Origin of the sequence: Desulfatibacillum aliphaticivorans DSM 15576 (assembly GCF_000429905.1) — a bacterium.
Lineage (GTDB): Bacteria > Desulfobacterota > Desulfobacteria > Desulfobacterales > Desulfatibacillaceae > Desulfatibacillum > Desulfatibacillum aliphaticivorans.
Genome location: NZ_KE386982.1, coordinates 301640 through 320255, shown reverse-complemented (window position 1 = coordinate 320255; position 18616 = coordinate 301640). Strand labels below are relative to the sequence as shown.

Genomic DNA, 18616 nt, shown 5'->3' with positions numbered 1-18616 from the left:
GCTCGGGAAATATTCCCATTTTTAGACCCAGCGGGCCATAAAAAAGGGGAGCCGGACCTGTCAAAGCCGGACTCCCCCTCCAAAGCGAATTTTTATCAAAAGCTAATCTTCAAATTTGTAACAAGGCCGTGCATTGTCAAAAGGCGTTTCCTGCAGATAGTCTGCAATGGCCTTGTCGTAAGAGGCCGTATGACGGAAAGCCTTGCGGGCCAAACGGTAGCGGGTGCGCATGGTTGTGGAGCCGCTGTTGGCCTTGAGTTCGTCCAGAATCATGGGGTAGTCGTCCGGGTCCACCACGGAGGACACCCGGAGAAAATTCTTGGCGGACGCCCGGATCATGCAGGGGCCGCCGATGTCGATCTGGCCCCGGGCCATTTCCGGGGTGACCTTGGGCTGGGCGATGGTTTCCCGGAAGGGATAGAGGTTGACCACCACCATGTCGATGGGCACGCCGTTGGTGCGCTTCAGGTCGGACTGGTGGGAGTCGTTATAGGTCTCGGTCAAAAGGCCCAGATAAATCTTGAAATCCAGGGTTTTAACCAGGCCGCCCTGGGTTTCGGGCTGGCCGGTATAGTCGGAAACGGCTTCCAGGCAGCCTTTGGCTTTGTCGCCCAGGATTTCTGCAATTTTATTATAAGTTCCTCCGGTGGAGAAAATCTTCACCCCCGGACAGGCCTCCAGCAGGCCGGGAACAAAGGTTTCCAGGCCCGTCTTGTCGGAGACGCTCATGAGCACATGCTTGATTTGTACGGGGTCGTCGGCCCGGTCCACTACATTTACTGCCATATCATCCTCCCATAAAGGTTATTTTCATTAGTTATATGAGAACAATACCGGCTTTTTCGCATCCCGTCAATCTGCTTTGTTCGTTTAGCCTTGACCCTGCGCGCCGGACTGTGACATCTATGAATTCATAATAACCTGCACCCAAGGGAGATGGTATGCAATTCATAGACTTAAAAGCGCAACAAGCAAGAATCCGGGAGGACATAGAGGCCCGGTTGAAAGTTATTTTGGATCACGGCCGCTACGTGATGGGGCCTGAAATCGACGAAATTGAAGAAAGTCTGGCTAATTTCTCCGGCGCCAAATACGGGCTGGGGTGCGCCTCGGGAACGGACGCTCTCCTCTTGGCCCTGCTGGCCAAAGGAATCGGCCCCGGAGACGCCATTTTGACCACGCCTTTCACCTTCATCGCCACAGCGGAAGTGGTCAGCCTGTTGAACGCCGTGCCGGTCTTTGTGGATATCGATCCCAAGACCTTCAACATGGATCCCGCAGCCCTGGAAAAAACCATCCTGGCCATGGAGTCCGGCGCCGGAGACCTCCCCCTGCCCAAGACGGACAATCTCCCCAAGCCCAAGGGGATTATCGCCGTGGACCTGTTCGGGCAGGTTGCGGATTATGCACGCATCGAGGCAATCGCCGAAAAGCACGGGTTGTTTGTAGTCGAAGATGCAGCCCAATCCTTTGGCGGTCTGCAAAACGGGAAAAGAGCCTGCTCCTTCGGCGACGTCGCCTGCACCTCCTTTTTTCCGGCCAAGCCCCTGGGATGCTACGGCGACGGCGGCATGTGCTTCACGGACGATGAGGAACTGGACAAGATTATGCGCTCCCTGCGCATGCACGGCCAGGGCGACGACCGGTACGACAACGTGCGCATTGGAATCAACGGCCGCATTGACTCGTTCCAGGCGGCCGTGCTCATCAGCAAATTCTCTATCTTCCCCGAAGAGCTGGACCTGCGCCAAAAGGCCGCCGAACGGTATAACAGCCTGCTGGCCGGGTCGGACAAGGTCGTCACTCCCTTTGTTGAGGAGGGGAATCAAAGCGCGTGGGCCCAATACACCCTCAAGGCTGCAAAACCCGAGTGGAGGGACCAGCTTTTGAAGCATCTTCAGGAGCAAGGCGTTCCCACGGCCGTGTACTATCCCAAGCCCTTGCACCGGCAGGACGCCTTTGCGGATTTAGGATACGCCAAGGGGGACTTTCCCGTGAGCGACGATTGCGCCGCCAGGGTCTTCTCCCTGCCCATGCACCCCTATATCAGCGAGGAGGATCAGGAAGCCGTCGCCAAGGCCATTTTGTCTTTTGGGGTAAAATAGTATTGACCTAATGATAATCGTTCCTATATTCATATACCAACAGGTCGCGTAAACAGGAGATTTCCATGAAATGCCCCGTGTGTAAATGTCAGCGGTTTTATGTGAAGGATGCTGAGGACGAATTCGAAGTGTATTGCTTTGATTGCTCCACCGGAGAGCCGGTTTTTGACGAAGAGGTATCCGGCCGGTGCGATCTGGAGGAAGATACGGACGTTTTTTGCGATCGGTGCAGTTGGCACGGAGCCTTGGACAATTTAAAATAGGAGGATTTGCATGGATAAGTACGAATGCCCCTGCGGCTACGTCTACGACCCTGAACTGGGAGACCCGGAACGGCATGTTCCACCCGAAACCGCTTTTGAAGACCTTCCCGACGATTGGGTCTGCCCCCTTTGCGGCGCAGAAAAGCAATACTTCGAAAAAGTGGAATAATCCGGCCCCAATTTGTCAGTCCAGGCCCGGCCATGTTGCGTTTTGCAATCAGGCCGGGCTTTTTTTTCCGAAATATAGATCTTTTTTTGAGGGATGGGCATAGGTTTGCAGACAGTCTTGGGACTCTTTAGACTATGGAGGCCCAACATCATGTGCTGGCGCACCCCGGCAGGATACTACTCTGCCGGGGCTACCCATTTACTCCTGAGAAAAGCCGCAGGCGCGGCCCCTATCCGTCATCCTCGTGGAGCCAAGGAGGCGAAATGATTGTCGGCGCCTTGGCAATCATCATGATGTAATGACGGAAACGGGGACCCAGCGTCCTTTTTTAAATGATGGATGAATTGTAATTACCGCTTTCAGGATGGATCATAAAACTTATTGGAATGGTTTTAGTTTGGCGTTAAACAATCAACCTATTGAAATCGTAGTAAAGGCCTACGGACTCCAGTTATCCCGCTTAAGGACGGACCTGCCTTTGGACGGCAGCCCGGAACGCTCCCTGGAGAGGATCGCGGTTGAGGATGAACAGGGCGGCCTTTTTCTCCTGGAGGCCCTCAAGCCTGAAACGGTGGACAGAAAGGTATCCATAGCCGCAGCCCTGGAGGCTCTCTCCTTGGCGGGCCTGAAGGATCTTGCGCCGTATTTGCCGCATAAGGACGGCGGGCATATCCTTTCTCAGGAAGAAGGCCATTTTCAGCTAAGCCTTTATATCAAGGGAACTCCCCTGCCCCGGCCGGAGTATCTGGATCAAGCCTGGCGGGGCCGGGCCATGGCCGGTTTTCTGGTTAAGCTGAGACGGACCTGGAATAAGGCCGGATTGACGCCGGAAGCCTCGGATGATTTTTCCCTGCAGGATTTTGTGCCGGACCTTGTACGGAAGATTTCGGCCCGCGATCCTCAGTTATTGAAGCGCATATCCCCAGCCCTGTCCCTGGCCGAAGACTTTCTGCCGGTATTGAAGGACTTGCCCCTGGGATTCTGCCACGGAGATTTTCATCCTGTGAACGTCATCTGGGGAGAGGAGTCCATCCGAGCGGTCATTGACTGGGAATTCTGCGGCATGCGGCCGGAGATGTACGACGTCGCGTTGATGATCGGATGCGCGGGAATAGAGCATCCTCCGGCTGTTTCCTGGAATTACGTGGGCGCTTTTTTGATCGAGCTATGGAAATCCGGGATATTTCAAAAGGAAAGCTGGGAGAATTTGTTTCCCTTGATGCTTCTGATCCGCTTTGCCTGGCTGTCGGAATGGCTCCGAGGCCAAGAGGACGCCATGATCTCCCTGGAAATCGACTACCTGAATTTTCTCGCCGGCCATGTGCAGGAAATCACCGCCCTCTTCGCCAGCATCCATTCTATTGAGTAAGAGCAACCATTCAATTTTGTTGGGTTTCGCAAGCTCTACCCAATCTCCATCGCGGCAAGCAGAGCCGTAGGTCGGGTTACGAAGTCCGGCTTTGCGGTTCATATTGGCGAGAACGATAGTGGACTTCAAACCCGACAATGGTTTTTTCCCACCTGTACGCCCGCCGTACTTCCCTGGTTTCTACAATCTTTCCCGGCCGCGCCTTGTGCGCTTTGCACCCGGCGGCACACTGTGCTGCCGGGGCCGCCCATGCTGTAACTGGCGCCGCACTCCGTCATCCTCGTGGAGCCATGGAGGCGGGATGATTGCGCGCGGTTTGGCAATCCTCATGCCGTAATGGCGGAAACGGGGATCCAGCGTCGTCATTTTTTTGGAGGGGAACATCGGCATCCCCAGAAAAAGGTAAAAAAAGGGGAAGCTCCCAACGGAACTTCCCCTTTTTTGTTTTATCTACCTGAAAAACTTACAGGGCGTCGATCATGCTGAAAATCTGGGAGGTGTCGAAACCCGCCAGATGGATGGCGCCGCTGCGGCAGGAGGCCACGCACAGCCCGCAGCCCTTGCACAAAGTGGACTGGATTTCGGCCTTGCCGGTTTTTTCGTTGAACAAAGGCGCGGAATACGGGCAGATGGACACGCACACCTTGCAGCCGCTGCAGAATTGGGAATCCACGCTGGCCACGGTTCCGGCCACGGAGATCTCCTTGCGGGAAAGCAGCGTAACCGCTCTGGCCGCTGCGGCCTGGGCCTGGGCGATGGCTTCGTCAATGGGCTTGGGCCCGTGGGTGAGGCCGCACAAAAATACGCCGTCCGTGGCGAAATCGTTGGGACGGAGCTTGACGTGGGCTTCCGCAAAGAACCCGTCCTGGTTTTGGGAGACCTTGAAGGCCTGAGCCAGGGGGTTTCTCTCCTCGGGTACGATGGCCGCCGCCAAAACCAGCAGTTCGGGGCTGATTTGCAGTTTTTTGCCCAGGACGTAATCCGTAAAGGAGACGGTCAGTTTATCGCCGCCGGTGACGTCCAGGGGCTTGTCGTCATTGTACCGGATGAAGGTCACGCCTTTTTCGCGGGCTTCCCGGTACAGGTTTTCCCGGAGTCCGTAGGGACGCATATCCCGGTAAAGCACGAAAACCGGCTTTTTGGGATTGGCCTTTTTAAGGGCCAGGGCGTTCTTGATGGACTGGGTGCAGCAGAGCTTGGAACAATACGGCCTGGACGGAATGCGCGATCCCACGCATTGGATGAACACGGCCGCGCCGGCGCTCTTGAGCCCGGCGTCGCCCTGGATGAGCTTCTTTTCCAGTTCCAGGTTGGTGACTACCCGGGGATCCTGTCCGTACAGGTATTCCGTGGGTTTGTATTCCGTGGCGCCGCAGGCGAAAATGGTCACGCCGTGGTTGTAGGTGGTTTCTTCTTCACCCACCTTGAAGGTGGTTTTGAAGTCGCCCACAAAGCCTTCCACGTTGGTGATTTCCGCGTTTTTATGCACGGTGATGAGCTCGTTGGATTCGATGTCGCTGATCAACTGCGCCAGGTATTTCTGGACGTCCTCGCCCTTCCAGGTTTTGTGCAGGGAGCGGGCCTGTCCGCCCAGTTGATCCGTGCGTTCCAGGATATGGGTTTCGTATCCCTGGGCCGCCAGGTTTTTGGCCGCTTCCATGCCGGCCACGCCGCCGCCGATAACCAGGCCCTTTTCCACAATGCTGAGCTTGGGCTCGGTCAAGGGCTGGGCCAGGGCCGCTTTCTGGACGGACATGCGGACGGTTTCCATGGCCTTTAAGGTGGCCTTGTCCGGAGCGTCCTTATGGACCCAGGAGCAATGGTTGCGGATATTGGCCATTTCGAACAGGTATTTGTTCAAGCTGGCGGCGATAAGGGTTTCCTGGAACAGGGGTTCATGGGTTTTGGGCGTACACGCCGCCACCACCACCCGGTTCAGGTTCTGGTCCCGGATGACCTCGGACATTTTTTCCTGGGTGTCCTGGGAGCAGGAATACATATTGACTTCCACGTGAGCCACGTCGGGCAGGGTCTTGGCGAAGGCCTCCAGCTTGGGCATATCCACAACGCCCGCGATGTTGGAGCCGCAGCAGCACAGGAACACGCCGATGCGGGTCGGGTCGCCCTTGATGGCCCTTTCCGGCGGAATTTCCGCGGTCTTGGTCAGGGTAAAGCGGGAATCGGCCAGAAGCCCGCCTGTGACGCCCGCGGCCGCCGAGGAGTCGATGACCGAGGTGGGGATGTCCTTGGGCGCGGAAAAAGCGCCGCATACGAACACGCCGTCCCGGGAGGTCTGAACCGGGTTGAAGCTGGAGGACACGGCAAAGCCGTTCTTGTCCACTTCCAGGCCCAGTTTCTTGGCCATTTCCTTGGTTTCTTCGCCGATTTCAAAGCCCACGGAGAGGACCACGATGTCAAACTCCTCTTCCTGGAGTTTGCCCGCGGCGTCCACGTAACGCAGGATTTCCATGCCGGTTTCGTCGTTATGGTCCACCTTGGTGACCTTGGACTTGACAAAACGCACGCCGCCGTCCTTGGCGCGGTTGTAAAAGCGCTCAAAGTCCTTGCCGTTGGTGCGAATGTCTATATAGAAGATCGCCGCGTCCAGGCCGTCGGGGCCTTCGGGGCAGTGATCCTTGGCCAGCATGGCTTCCTTGACCGCGTAGGTGCAGCATACGCCGGAGCAGTATCCCTTGCCGTCCAGGTGCTCGTCGCGGGAGCCCACGCACTGAATCCAGGCGATTTTCTTGGGCTCCACGTGGTCCGAAGGCCTGACAAGGTGGCCTCCGTACGGGCCGGAAGCGGACAGGATGCGCTCGAATTCCAGGGAGGTGACCACGTTGGGATTGGTGTTGTAATTGTAGGTGTCGTGCTTGCCGGGGTTATAGACCTTGGCGCCCGGGGCGAGCACAATGGAGCCCACTTCCAGTTCCACGATTTCGTCCTGCATGGTGTGGTCGATGGCGTTGACGCCGCAGACTTCCGTACAAATCTGGCAGCCGCCGGTCTTGAAATGCATGCAGTAGCGCCGGTCGATGGCCGGGGTGTTGGGCACGGCCTGGGCGTAAGGCACGTAAACGGGCTTGCGGCCCTTGAGGCCCAGCTCGTATTCGGACGGAATCTTTTTGATTTCGCCTTTATTGATGTTTTCCAGTTTGATGTGGCCGGTGGGGCAAATGAACTCACAGGCGCCGCATCCCTTGCAGATGTCGGACTGGACGCTGAAGGGGGTGTCCACCTTCATTTCCAGGCCGCGTCCGGTGAGGGTGATGGCGCTGTTGCCCATTTTCTCGCAAACGCGCACGCACAGGCCGCACAGGATGCAGTCGTTTTCGTTATCCTCGCCGAAGCGGGATTTTTCAATGCCGTATTTTTTGGCCAGGTTCTGGATTTCAGGGACGGAGGTGCAGCGGGAAAGGAGCATTTCCACGATGAGCTTGCGCCCTTCGTGAACCGTTTCCGTATCCGTGAAGATTTCCATGCCTTCCCAGATGGGATAGTTGCAGGCCGTGACGAACTTGGTTCTTCTGCCGTCGAACATTTCCACGGTGCACATGCGGCACATGCCCGCCGGGTCCAATGCCTTGTGATGGCACAATGTTGGGATCTCCACCCCATATTTTTCGGCAACCTGCAGGACGGTTTGCCCGTCTTCCCCCTGGACTTTTTTGCCGTTTAACTTAAATGTGATCATGTGTTTAGCCTCGTGACGCTGTTATCGGATTGCAATTGCGTTAAACTTGCATGCATCGTAGCAAATGCCGCACTTGATGCATTTGTCCTGGTCCAGCACATGGGTTTCCTTTTTGGCCCCTGTGATGGCGTCCTGGGGACATTTCCGGGCGCAAAGGCCGCAGCCGGTGCAGGTTCCGTCCACAATCTCGTAGTGGAACAGGGGCTTGCACACGCCCGCGGGGCATTTTTTGTCCCTGATATGCGCTTCATACTCATGCCGAAAATACATAAGGGTGGTCAGAACCGGGTTGGGCGAGGAGGTTCCCAGGCCGCATAGGGAGAATTTCTGGACCATGGCGCCCAGTTCCTCCAAAAGCTCAATGTCGCCTTCCTTGCCTTCGCCGGCGCAGATGCGGGTCAACACGTCCAGCATCTGCTTGATGCCTTCGCGGCAGGGGTTGCACTGGCCGCAGGATTCTTCCTTGAGGAAGTCCAGAAAGTACCGGGCCACGTCCACCATGCAGGTGTCCTGGTCCATGACGATCATGCCGCCGGAGCCCATCATGGACCCGATCTTGACCAGTTCGTCAAAGTCCACGGGCACGTCCAGGAATTGCTCCGGGATGCAGCCGCCGGAAGGCCCGCCGCTCTGGACCGCCTTGAATTTCTTTTTCTTGGGAATGCCGCCGCCGATGTCGTAAATGATGGTGCGGAGGTTGGTTCCCATGGGCACTTCCACCAGCCCGGTGTTCACCACGTTGCCCACCAGGGAGAAGATCTTGGTGCCCTTGCTGCCTTCGGTTCCCATGGAGGCGTACCATTCGGCGCCGTTGTTGATGATGTGGGGCACGTTGGCGTAGGTTTCCACGTTGTTCAGGGAGGAGGGGCTTTCCCGGAATCCCTTTTCCACGGTGTGGACGTATTTGGCGCGGGGCCTGCCGGGCTTTCCTTCCAGGGAGGCCATGAGAGCCGTGGACTCGCCGCAGACAAAGGAGCCGCCGCCGCGGCTGACCTTGATGTCGAAATCAAAGCCCGAACCCAGGATGTTCTTGCCCAAAAGGCCGATTTCCCGGGCGCTTTTCAGGGCGATGTTCAGGTTCTTGACCGCCAGGGGATACTCGTGGCGCACATAGACGAAGCCGTTGTGGGACTGCATGGCTACGGCCGCGATGAGCATGCCCTCGATGATGCTGTGGGGGTTGCCTTCCAAAAGGCTGCGGTCCATGTAGGCTCCGGGGTCGCCTTCATCGGCGTTGCAGATGACAAAGCGATCGCCGTCATGCTTGGCGCAGGAGGCCCACTTGATGCCCGTGGGAAAGCCGCCGCCGCCCCGGCCCCTGAGGCCGGCGCCTTTGATTTCCTGGATGATCTGTTGAGGCTCCATTTCGAACAGGGCTTTTTCCAGCCCCATGTAGCCTTCCTCGCCAATGTAGTGAAGGACATTGGTGGGATCGATCATCTGGTTGCGGCCGAAAATGACGCGCTTTTGGAGCTTGTAAAAGGGGATGTCCTTTTCGTGGACGATTTTCTTTTTGCTGACGGGATCCTTGAACAGGAATTTCTCCACAATCTCCCCGTTCTTCAACGTCATTTCCACGATTTCAGGAATCTTGTCGGGCTTCACCTGGGGATAAAAAATCCCTTCCGGGTGAATCACCATGATAGGGCCTTTTTCACAAAAGCCATGGCAGCCCGTAAGACGCACCTCTACTTGATCGGAAAGGCCGGCCTTCTTCAGTTCGGCCATAAGGCTCTCGTAAACGCTGGCAGTGCCGTAAGCGCCGCAGCCCGATCCGGAGCAGAGGGAAATAAGTTTTTTATTGCCATCCTTGTGCTGGGCCACAAGGTTTTTACGGAGTGTTATTAGTTCGTCTCTGTTTTTTAACCTGTCCACCATCTACCTCCGGCGCCCCAGGCGCGTATAAAGAATTAAAAATCGCCCGAAACACGCAGCTTAATGTAAATTCATGATTTTGGTCAAACCAGGTTCGGCGGAGGAGGCTGAATCCTCTCCGCGCAAACTATCAAGAAACCAAAAGAATACTGATGAGGAAAAACATTGTCAATAAAAAAAGCCGCGGACCCCTAAGGGTTCCGCGGCCTGTTATAGAAGAGTCGCTGCTGGCTATGCGGCGAGGCGGGAGGCCTTTTCCACAGCCGTGCGAATTTCGGCGGGGGTGAAGGGTTTGGGGACGTACAGCATGGCGCCCAGCCGGGAGGTTTCCACGGCCGTCTCGATGCTGGCGTACCCGGTGATAATCACAATCTTGGCGTTAGGCTGCATTTTGTGCACCGCTTCCAGGAGTTCCAAACCCACCACTCCGGGCATCTTGAGATCCAGGATGATGACCCGGTAAAATCCCTTGCTGACTTTTTCCAGGGCTTCGTCCCGCGTGGTCGCCTGATCCACGGTGTACTGCCCTTTTTTCAGAATCTTCCGGATGTTGTTATTGACCGCCACCTCGTCGTCAACCACCAGAATATCCGAGGCCAGGGCCAGCTCAATCTCCTTACCGCTCAATTTCGCCTCCATTTTCTCGACGCTTCCCTTCAGCTCCTCAAAGGGAATCCGAGAGAACCCGTCACGATCCAAATGCTTGACGTACTCGGTTCCAACGGCGTCCGTAATGTCGGACAGGGCGTCGGTGGTCCCGGGGATGCGACTTTCCTTCTTCTTGTACATGGCCGCCAATTTGGCCCTGTTTAACCGGGCCTCCATGCGGGCGGCGCTGGCTTTCAGATCCTCGTAGGGCATGAACGCAAATCCGTCGCGCCCCAGATTGGCCACGTATTCCGGGCCTGTGGCTTCCACCACTTCCTCGTAGTTGAAGGGCATGTCCACGCCGATCAACTCCTGAATAGCAGGGGCGGCGTCTTCGGACTTGGCCTTTTTGGCCTCTTGGGGGCACAGGCCCTTTTTCTCGCCAGCCTTGCAGGTGTGGCCTAACTTCTGGTAAACATTGCAAACCTTCTTGCCGATGTCGCAGAAGCCCTCCCCCACGTCCGCTTCCGAAAGCATATCCAGGGGCAGGTTCAGGTGCATGGCGTCAATGTCTTCACGCTCCACGTCGCCTACGGAGGCCTCGTACAGATCTCCGGCCACGGAGCGGTCAACCAGCGCGCGAAGTTCGTCCGGGGTGAAGGGCTTGGGCAGGTAATCCAGGGCGCCCAGGCGGATGGCTTTGACAGCGGTTTCCGTAGAGGCGTAAGCCGTCATCATAAGCACCTGGGTCAGGGGCCATTGGTTCTTGACCATTTTGAGCAATTCCAGGCCATTCATTTCCGGCATGACTATATCCGAAATCAACAGGGAGTATGACCGCTTGGCCATCTCTTCCAGCGCTTCTTTGGCGCTGGACGCCTGGAAGACCTCATATTCGGCTTTGGACAGAATTTTGGTGACGTTCTGCAGGATGCCGGGCTCGTCGTCCACCACTAAGATTCTTTGGATTTGGCTCATAAGGTCCTCCTTTCGTAAGAGGTGTTTCACGTTACATCGTCGCTTTCCTTAAGAGCATCAACCGTGCCAATCCAAAACTTTTTATTTAACATATTGATTTATATTATTATTTTCTATTCTACAAAACCCATCCCTCAAAAACGTCACAAAAAAATATACGCCGCTTTGATCGGTGATTTTCCCCGCAACGCCCCGAAAACAGGAAGAAATTTACAAATAAAATATTGATTATATTGTAAATAAAGTAGTGAAACGTCCAAATATTTTGCTGTATACATTTCATATACGGCGTATATCTTTACCCATGGCGTTCAAGGGCGATTTCATGCCTGCGCGCCGCCTCAAAACAATGCCTATTAGAATATTTTACAATTAATTCAGACTATTATTTAATTAAAAATATTTTTTGCATGTATTTTTTAATTATGCCTATTTCCTCTTGTAAAGGAGATTCAATGGGCGTATTAACTTCGGAAGTTAATAATTCGAAACCTAATTATTAGGAAGATAACTGTATGCGAAACGAAATACACTACGAACTCATGGCCACCCAATCCGTGTTCAAAAAAAGGATCCTGGAGGAAATCGCCAAGACTTGCCCGGACCTGTCCCCGGGGCAGCCCAAGGTCCTGGCCTTTCTCATGGCCGAGCCCCATTCCATTCAATGCGAGATCGCGGAAGGCTGCTTCATAGAGCCGCCGACCTTAACCAATCTTCTGGCGAAAATGGAGACGGCGGGCCTGATCGAACGCGTCAGAAACGACGAAAACAGGCGGACCGTAACGGTTTCCCTTTCTGAAAAGGGCTTTGAAACCGCTCAAAAGGTCAAACGGGCTTTCGCCATTGTGGAGGCCAGGGCGCTCAAAGGAGTGAGCCGAGAAGAGGAGGAGTTTCTGGTTCCCCTTTTGAAGAGGCTGCGGGGCAACCTGCTCAAGGAGAGCGCCAATGCCTAGCCGGGAGTTAAGAAGACGGATGATTTGTTTGGGCCTGGGCCTTGCGCTGGCAGGGTTGGGCGTTGCGCTAAGCACCCAGGCCGGCCTGGGAACCACGCCCATTTCCAGCGTGCCTTAGGTGCTGACCTTTTTGTCCCCGCTGAGCTTCGGGACCTGGACCTTTATTTTCAATATCCTGTTTATAATCGGCCAGATGATCCTGCTTAAAAAGGAGTTCCGCCGGATTCAGTATTTTCAACTGGTTGTGATAACCATCTTTGGCGTCTTCATTGACGTGGGCATGTATTTGACCGAGTTTTACGTCCCGGACGCCTATTGGAAACAGATCGTGGAACTGCTCTTGGGATGCTTTGTTTTGGCGGCGGGGATCACCTGCGAACTGGCGGCTGACCTTATATATATACCGGGAGAAGGATTCGCCCAGGCGTTTTGCTACGCCAAAAAGAAAGAGTTCGGCATGGTGAAGGTGGGGCTGGATGTGTCGCTGGTTGTGATGGCCCTGACCATTTCGTTTATCGGCGCCCGGGAGATTCTGGGGCTGCGCGAGGGAACCGTCATCGCCGCCTTCGCCGTGGGCTGGATGATCCGCCAACTGCTGCAGCACGTGGAATTTATTCGAAACTGGTGTTACGGCGCGCCTCAGCCAGCGGATGAAGCCAAGGCGCTAACCATGGATGCACAACTCACGATAAAGTGACAAATCCCATTGGGGACGCCAATCATGCCTTATAAAAACCTGTTCGAGGAAAGGCCTTTGTTTTTGCGCGCAGCGCCATTTAAAAAGTTTTGCCCCGCTTTTTCAAAAGCGGGCCGCCGGAGGCATGCTTTTCTGTTTTTGGCAGTTGGGCGCCGGAGGCATGCTTTTCTGTTTTTGGCAGTTTGCCGCCAGAGGCATGCAGTTATAGGAGTTCATCAGTTTTGCCGCCGGAGGCGAAAAACCCTTTTTTCTTGGTCTGTTGTTTGTAGGTGATAGGGAGGCCGCGTTTGCGGCCTCCCGTATTTTTTCATGCAGGGGGGAGGGTTACTGCAGCAGGGCTTTGATAAAGCAGGAGCTGGAGTCGCCGTCGTCCGAAGAGGTGGACTTGGAGCCGGAAGAGGCAGCCGGCGTAGCCAGGACGCCCGGGTCCACAATCACGCCGTTGATGGTTCCGTCAGCGTCGGTGTCCGGGTCTCCGTCCTGGAGGGTGACCACGATGGTTTCGTCGCCGTCGTTGTCGTCAAAGGGCAGGCTGACCCAGCCGCCGCCCACTATTTTATAGAACTTGGCGTTGGTGGGAACCGCGTCGGGGAAGGTAAGCGTCAGGGTGACGATGTCTCCGTCCGGGCTGGCTGCGTTCAGGCCGTTGACTTCCAGCTTGAAGGCGCCGTAGGGATAGTTCATCCTGGCGGGCTTGCCGGTCTGGTTCAGGGAAGGATCGTCGCAGTAAAGGGCTTCCACATGTTTCAGTTCTCCCGCGTCTGTTTCCACGGTCATGTTGTTCAAGCCTGTCATGGGGCGAAAATGGGCTTTTTTAGGATCTGCGGAGTTGCCTTCCTCGCTGTCCAGAATGCCGTTTCCGTTGGAGTCGGTTCCGTCAATGGCGCCGTAGATGATGATCTTGCCCTGGTCCACGTAATTCCAGCCGGCTTCCAGGATGTCGATGTCCGTAATGCCGTCGGGCAGGGGCTCCACCCGGATGATGGTGGCCGAACGGCTGGAGGCGCCGGCGTTGTGGTCCCAGCTGTTTTCATAAGGCCAGACCACGTCCTGCACATCGGATTTGCTGGACTGGTCAGGCGGACAAGGGGTCACCTGAGGGGGAACCACCCTGAAAGGCCCGGAGCCGTCCAGTTTATTGTCATTGTTCAGAACGCCGGTGTCCAGGTAGCTTCCTTCCCGTTGGTAGGCGAGGATCATGTGCAGTCCGCCGTCCACGGCAATGGCGTCGCCGTGGTTGCGGCCCTTGCAGGAGGGTGCGCTGTAATCGCACCATCCATCGGCGTTCAAAGCCTCGTCGGCCTCTGCGTCATATTGGAACTGGGCCTCTGCGTATTCTCCTTTCACATGATAATGGTTTTCCTGGCCGTCCGCTTCCATGGGATGGTAGTTGGACCATCCGTCGGGGGCGAACACGGTGATGCCCGTGGCGGAGTCCAGAATGCCGGCGTCTTCAAGAAGGTCTTCCATAATCACGCCCGTGTACTCGGCGTAAAAATCGCCGGAGCGGCTAGTGTTCATCAGCAGGAACTGGGTGTGCTGATCCATGGCTTCGATCTGATCCATGGAATAAACCCGGAACGCCGCGGGGGTCTTGGAGGGGTCGTCGTTAGCATTGCCAGGATAGGAGACAGCCGTGATTTCCTGCAGATTGGAGTATGTATCGCCGTCGGAATCATCGTCTTCAATGGCCGAGACCGCCGCCTGATTGCGTCCGGCGGTGAAGTAATCCTTGCCGTACTGGTTCAGGGTGTTCCAGATGTTGCCGGACTCGTCGTACCCGTATCCGTGTTCACTGTCGTGGCACCACTGGCAGCTTCCCAGGGTGACGGTCTTGCCGTTTTTTTCGTACTCCCCGCCGCAATGGCACAGGGCGCATTGGTCCAGTTTGGTGCCTGACGCGGCAGGATACACTGCCGTAAAATTGTCCGAGTCGACTTCCCCCTGATGATGATAAGCCGCCATGCCCGTGGAGCCTGTAATGGCAATTAATAAAATGGCAAAAAACAATACTGATTTTTTCATTTTCCTCCCTTTCAAAAAATAACGCTTTCCGCAGCAAGCTGCGGCGTTTCCAAAAAAAGTCTAAAATCCCAATTGGAACCGGCTGATAATCATGTCCTCCTTGTCACTATACAGGGATGTGCCGGTGCTGGAATCCCGGTATATCAGGAGGGGTTGATCGAATGTGGTGTGGGTGAATTCCAGGGACAGGCGGGCGTATTGATTCAGGTACCAGTTCAGGCCAAAGGTCATGGCCTCGGCTTCCCTCACGGAATCGCCCACAAAAACCAAGGTGTCGTACACCTTGTCGCCCGCGTCGAAATTGTCGTACCGGAAGGCCAGGCCAAAGGCTCCATAGCCTCCGTCTCCTAAGGCGTTCGCAGGAATGACCGGCTGGATCGCGCCCCGGGAAACGAGGACGGGCTCGCCGGTGATGATCCAGGCGCCAGCCCCGTAATAGCCCGTCATTTCGGCGTCAAAGGTTTGGGCCTTGCTTTCCATGTCATCGTATTTTGCCTGGATGTACTCGCCGAACAGGGCCACGGGGCCGTATGTCCAAGCCGCGTCCGCTCCGTGACGGATGAGGGTGTCGCAGTTCCGGATGATGCTGAATTTCGCATTGGTGGCGACGGAAAAGAAATCCGTGCGCCCGGCCGTGCTGATATCCAGGCTGACCGTGTTGGCGTCCGCCCGCTGATAAGACCCGCTGGCGCCCAGATGAAAGCCTTTTAACAGGGGAATTCCTGCGTGGGCGAAGGGGGTCGCGCCGATCCGGGCGCACACCTCGGGCTCGTCCACGTTTCCTCCGGTGGCGTCATCCATGCCGTCGCCGTTGAACATGCCCAGCCTGTAATACAGAGCGTTGTCCCAAAAACCGCCGAAAGCCATGACTCCCACATCCCTGCCGGGATTCAGGCCAAAACCCATGGAGCGCTCCGTAAAGAACAGGTCGCTGTCCGAAGAAAGGGCTTCCAACCCAAAAGGCTCCTTGAACTGACCTGCACGGAGAGAAAAGACGTCATGAATCCGGGCGTTCACATAGGCGTCCAGCAAACGGCGGGAACTGACTCCCTGAAACTCGTAGGACATGGCAAAATCAAACAAAGGAGAGAGCTTGCCCTTGGCGATCAGCCTGGCCCGGCGAATGTCAAAACCGTCCGTCCCCGGATCCGTGCCGATTCCTGCGGGCTCCAGGTCATAGTCATAGGTTTTGTAATCCGCCTGCAAAAGGCCCTTTAGATGAAACTGGGAGGAGCTGTCCCGGGTTTTCAGGCAAAAGCCGTCGTCCAGGACGCCCACAAGCTCCCTGCCGGACCCCTTGCCGCCCAAAGCCGGAGACGCCTCTTGAGAGAGCTTCGGGGAGTCATCCTGTGCGGCCTCGCCCCCAAAAATGAACGCGGCGTCCTCTTTGGTGAGCACCCCTTTTTCCTTCAGGAGCAGCACCAGGGCTTCCTGGACGGCCGCCCCGGCTTCCGGGTCTGCGGCATCCTTTTTTTGAAGCGCCGACACTTCCTGAGAGGATAAAATTCCCTTGGATTGCAATATTTCCAATAAGTTGTTATTGAAAGAATCCTGTGCAACAGCACCGGAGGCCAACAACAACACCACTCCTACCATCAGCAACATTTTTTTTACCGACACTTTGAACTCCACAACTTGTCAATTCATGTAAGGAAAGAAAGATCGTTTTTCAACGAACGGATCTATATATCAAATATGATACAACGACAGACCATCTTTATACCAAATAAGACACAACGATCCGTGTCCACTTAATACCTATATTTTACAGAAGTCAAACCATTTTTTGGAAGGCTCCGCTCGAAAATATCACGGTTTTGATCAAGACTCTGCAAGAGAACGCCGGATGAAGCAATCGCGGCGTTATTCCGAGCAGACGCTTCAATGCAGGGGAGGCAGGATGCGATTCTGAACGATCAGCTTTTGATTAAGATACAAGCACTTTATGTCATTATCAAAGGCGTGCAATAAATCCTCGGGTAGGGATTGCAACGGAACTTCCAGGGGAGCCCCCGAAGAAGTCTTTAATTGGAAAGCCCTAACTTCATTGGATTGCTCCTTATAAACGTATTTGAAGCCCTTTCTCACGGAGCATAAGGAACGGCCGCCGTACGGTTGGACCAAAAGCGCACGATTGCTGCCATCGGCCTGGAACAGGGATCTGCCCTGGAAATGGGTTTCAGGCTCATGGATATGGATCATATCCAATAAAGTCGGAGCAATGTCCATCTGAGAAAAAGGCTCGCCTTCAATCCTTTGAGGGAAGAGGCGGCCGGGCTGGAGGATAAGCAGCGGGACTTTAAAAATATCTTCATTGGTATTCTGCACGGCGCCCGCCGCGGATTCCGTGCCAAGATTCACGCCGTGGTCGCCGGTGATGACCACAATCGCGTCCTTGTACCTCGGGCGTTTTTCCAATTCCCTAAAAAACACTTCCAACTGACGGTCCGCCAGATGGACGGCGTTGGCCTGCGCCTCCCACGGGATGGATGGATGAGGATATAAGAAGCGTTTGTCCATGGGAACATGTTCGCATCTATGGGCGTTGATGGTGGCCTCGACAACGAAAACCGGCCCTGCCCTTTCCGGCTCTCCGGAATCAAGATACTCAAACAGACGCCGATGAACCACGGCGTCCTCGGGCCCCCATCCCCAATCAAAAGGTTCGTCCTCCGGCTTTAGGAAATCCTTCAGAACCCGAAAGTCATCAAATCCGTTGGCTAAAAGCATGTCCCGGGTGTTGTCGAAATCAGGATTTTCATAGGCCTGGAAAAACAGGGTTTGGTAGCCGCGCCTTTTCAACACAGAAGCCAGGGAATCAAAACGGACGTCTGGATAATGGACGAAAACCTTGCCCCGCATGGAGGGCGCCAGGGAAAACAGGACGGCGAACTGGCCTTTGGCCGTTTGCATGGAATTGGAATAAAAGTCCTCCACATATACGCCTTGGGGTATCAGGCGGTTGAAATAGGGCGTGTAATATCGTCCTGCGGAGTCCCGGGCCTCCACATATCGCCCGCAAAAGGATTCCATGACTATAAGAAAAACAGGCGGATAAGGTCCCGCCTCTTGAGAGGGGGAGGACAAAAAGGACGCCCCATCGCGGACAAAAGGGTACTCCATAGCTTCGTCCGGGACGGTCCGATATTGGTTTTGAAAATGGTATTGGGCAGCCGAGGCGATAAAGCCTGCGGCATCGTCATGCTTCGGGACGGGGCTGGCAAGATATATTCCGTAGACCATGGATAGTGCGGCCAGACGCCAAACGCGCATCTCCCAGGGAAAACGGTGCGGCCTTACACGGCCGGTCAGCTCCAGGGTTAAATACCCCGCGATCATGGCAAGGGTCAGGGCCATGAATTTGGGATGCAGGGACGCCATAACAAAATTGTAAACGCCCCGGGACCGGGCCAGGCCGATGTTTTCCACAAGGGCCGCATAATCCAGAATAAAACGATTTTGATATAAAAAGGAAGCTGTCAGACCCAAAAAGCAGAACAAGACGAGATTGCAGCAGGTCCGGGCGAATCGATTTTGCGGGAACAATATGGCAACGCCCCTGAAAAGACACGCCAACGCCGCCATACCAAATAATACGCCCGGCGCCTCCGCCATGGACAGCCGCCGTATCAGCCGGAAATCAAGATGATACAACAGCACGGCCTGGAATAATAAAGCCATCAACAGAGGAGCGTTGGTAAATAAAAAACTCAAATCAGGTCTTTGCAAGGTCTTATATGAAAAGGAGCATAGCCTGCTGGTTAAAACAGCGTTCCTATGCTTCTTTCACAGTTTAACAAAAGGGCTGTAATTGCCCATTTTTATAAGGTTCAATACAGACTGGGTTCTGTGTATCGCGTTCAATCTAAAGGCATTATTGAATGGAAGCAAGGGCAAATA

General features: G+C 55.1%; 12 protein-coding genes and 1 pseudogene. 6 read left to right on the top strand and 7 right to left on the bottom strand.

Features of this window, described 5'->3' with window-relative positions; translation table 11 throughout:
- Nucleotides 1-102: 102 nt before the first annotated feature.
- A complete protein-coding gene (locus G491_RS0127580; protein ID WP_015949804.1) occupies nucleotides 103-786 on the bottom strand; it encodes a phosphoribosylaminoimidazolecarboxamide formyltransferase in 684 nt (227 codons plus the stop codon).
- A gap of 155 nt (nucleotides 787-941) precedes the next feature.
- On the opposite strand from G491_RS0127580, the gene G491_RS0127575 reads away from it, so the two are divergent.
- The 4 genes from G491_RS0127575 (at nucleotide 942) to G491_RS0127560 (ending at nucleotide 3906) form a co-directional block, all read left to right on the top strand.
- Complete coding sequence (locus tag G491_RS0127575) at nucleotides 942-2105, top strand: DegT/DnrJ/EryC1/StrS family aminotransferase (protein ID WP_028316833.1); 1164 nt, start codon at nucleotides 942-944, stop codon at nucleotides 2103-2105.
- 65 nt (nucleotides 2106-2170) lie between these two features.
- Nucleotides 2171-2368, top strand: a complete 198-nt coding sequence (locus G491_RS0127570) for a hypothetical protein (RefSeq protein WP_028316832.1) — start codon at nucleotides 2171-2173, stop codon at nucleotides 2366-2368.
- Nucleotides 2369-2378: 10 nt separating this feature from the next.
- Nucleotides 2379-2537 (top strand): rubredoxin, encoded by a 159-nt coding sequence (locus tag G491_RS0127565; protein WP_015949801.1) that lies wholly within the window; start codon nucleotides 2379-2381, stop codon nucleotides 2535-2537.
- Nucleotides 2538-2934: 397 nt separating this feature from the next.
- A complete protein-coding gene (locus G491_RS0127560) occupies nucleotides 2935-3906 on the top strand; it encodes a phosphotransferase (protein WP_028316831.1) in 972 nt (323 codons plus the stop codon).
- A gap of 463 nt (nucleotides 3907-4369) precedes the next feature.
- Here the strand turns inward: G491_RS0127560 and G491_RS0127555 are convergent, their stop codons facing one another.
- The 3 genes from G491_RS0127555 to G491_RS34775 form a co-directional block, all read right to left on the bottom strand.
- Nucleotides 4370-7600: an FAD-dependent oxidoreductase gene (locus G491_RS0127555; RefSeq protein WP_028316830.1), complete on the bottom strand. Its 3231-nt coding sequence runs from the start codon at nucleotides 7598-7600 to the stop codon at nucleotides 4370-4372.
- 21 nt (nucleotides 7601-7621) lie between these two features.
- On the bottom strand, nucleotides 7622-9478 hold the full coding sequence (locus tag G491_RS0127550) for an NADH-ubiquinone oxidoreductase-F iron-sulfur binding region domain-containing protein (protein WP_028316829.1): 1857 nt from the start codon (nucleotides 9476-9478) through the stop codon (nucleotides 7622-7624).
- A gap of 228 nt (nucleotides 9479-9706) precedes the next feature.
- A complete protein-coding gene (locus G491_RS34775; protein WP_051327565.1) occupies nucleotides 9707-11041 on the bottom strand; it encodes a response regulator in 1335 nt (444 codons plus the stop codon).
- A gap of 515 nt (nucleotides 11042-11556) precedes the next feature.
- Between G491_RS34775 and G491_RS0127540 the strand changes: the two genes are divergently transcribed.
- Entirely contained in the window at nucleotides 11557-11994 is a 438-nt protein-coding gene (locus G491_RS0127540; RefSeq protein ID WP_028316828.1) for a MarR family winged helix-turn-helix transcriptional regulator, read from the top strand.
- Nucleotides 11987-12691, top strand: a pseudogene (locus G491_RS32890) (YczE/YyaS/YitT family protein). The gene G491_RS0127540 and the pseudogene G491_RS32890 overlap by 8 nt, the downstream one beginning before the upstream one ends.
- 324 nt (nucleotides 12692-13015) lie before the next feature.
- Here G491_RS32890 and G491_RS0127525 read toward each other — a convergent pair.
- The 3 genes from G491_RS0127525 to G491_RS0127515 form a co-directional block, all read right to left on the bottom strand.
- On the bottom strand, nucleotides 13016-14716 hold the full coding sequence (locus tag G491_RS0127525; protein WP_028316827.1) for a GEGP motif-containing diheme protein: 1701 nt from the start codon (nucleotides 14714-14716) through the stop codon (nucleotides 13016-13018).
- 60 nt (nucleotides 14717-14776) lie between these two features.
- Nucleotides 14777-16336: an OprO/OprP family phosphate-selective porin gene (locus tag G491_RS34770; RefSeq protein ID WP_028316826.1), complete on the bottom strand. Its 1560-nt coding sequence runs from the start codon at nucleotides 16334-16336 to the stop codon at nucleotides 14777-14779.
- Nucleotides 16337-16597: 261 nt separating this feature from the next.
- Complete coding sequence (locus tag G491_RS0127515; protein WP_028316825.1) at nucleotides 16598-18430, bottom strand: LTA synthase family protein; 1833 nt, start codon at nucleotides 18428-18430, stop codon at nucleotides 16598-16600.
- Nucleotides 18431-18616 lie beyond the last annotated feature (186 nt).

What these genes read in the sequence shown, in the direction of transcription:
- G491_RS0127580 (WP_015949804.1), bottom strand. Translation starts at nt 786, where the DNA reads ATGGCAGTAAATGTAGTGGACCGGGCCGACGACCCCGTACAAATCAAG.
- G491_RS0127575 (WP_028316833.1), top strand. Translation starts at nt 942, where the DNA reads ATGCAATTCATAGACTTAAAAGCGCAACAAGCAAGAATCCGGGAGGAC.
- G491_RS0127570 (WP_028316832.1), top strand. Translation starts at nt 2,171, where the DNA reads ATGAAATGCCCCGTGTGTAAATGTCAGCGGTTTTATGTGAAGGATGCT.
- G491_RS0127565 (WP_015949801.1), top strand. Translation starts at nt 2,379, where the DNA reads ATGGATAAGTACGAATGCCCCTGCGGCTACGTCTACGACCCTGAACTG.
- G491_RS0127555 (WP_028316830.1), bottom strand. Translation starts at nt 7,600, where the DNA reads ATGATCACATTTAAGTTAAACGGCAAAAAAGTCCAGGGGGAAGACGGG.
- G491_RS0127550 (WP_028316829.1), bottom strand. Translation starts at nt 9,478, where the DNA reads ATGGTGGACAGGTTAAAAAACAGAGACGAACTAATAACACTCCGTAAA.
- G491_RS34775 (WP_051327565.1), bottom strand. Translation starts at nt 11,041, where the DNA reads ATGAGCCAAATCCAAAGAATCTTAGTGGTGGACGACGAGCCCGGCATC.
- G491_RS0127540 (WP_028316828.1), top strand. Translation starts at nt 11,557, where the DNA reads ATGCGAAACGAAATACACTACGAACTCATGGCCACCCAATCCGTGTTC.
- G491_RS0127525 (WP_028316827.1), bottom strand. Translation starts at nt 14,716, where the DNA reads ATGAAAAAATCAGTATTGTTTTTTGCCATTTTATTAATTGCCATTACA.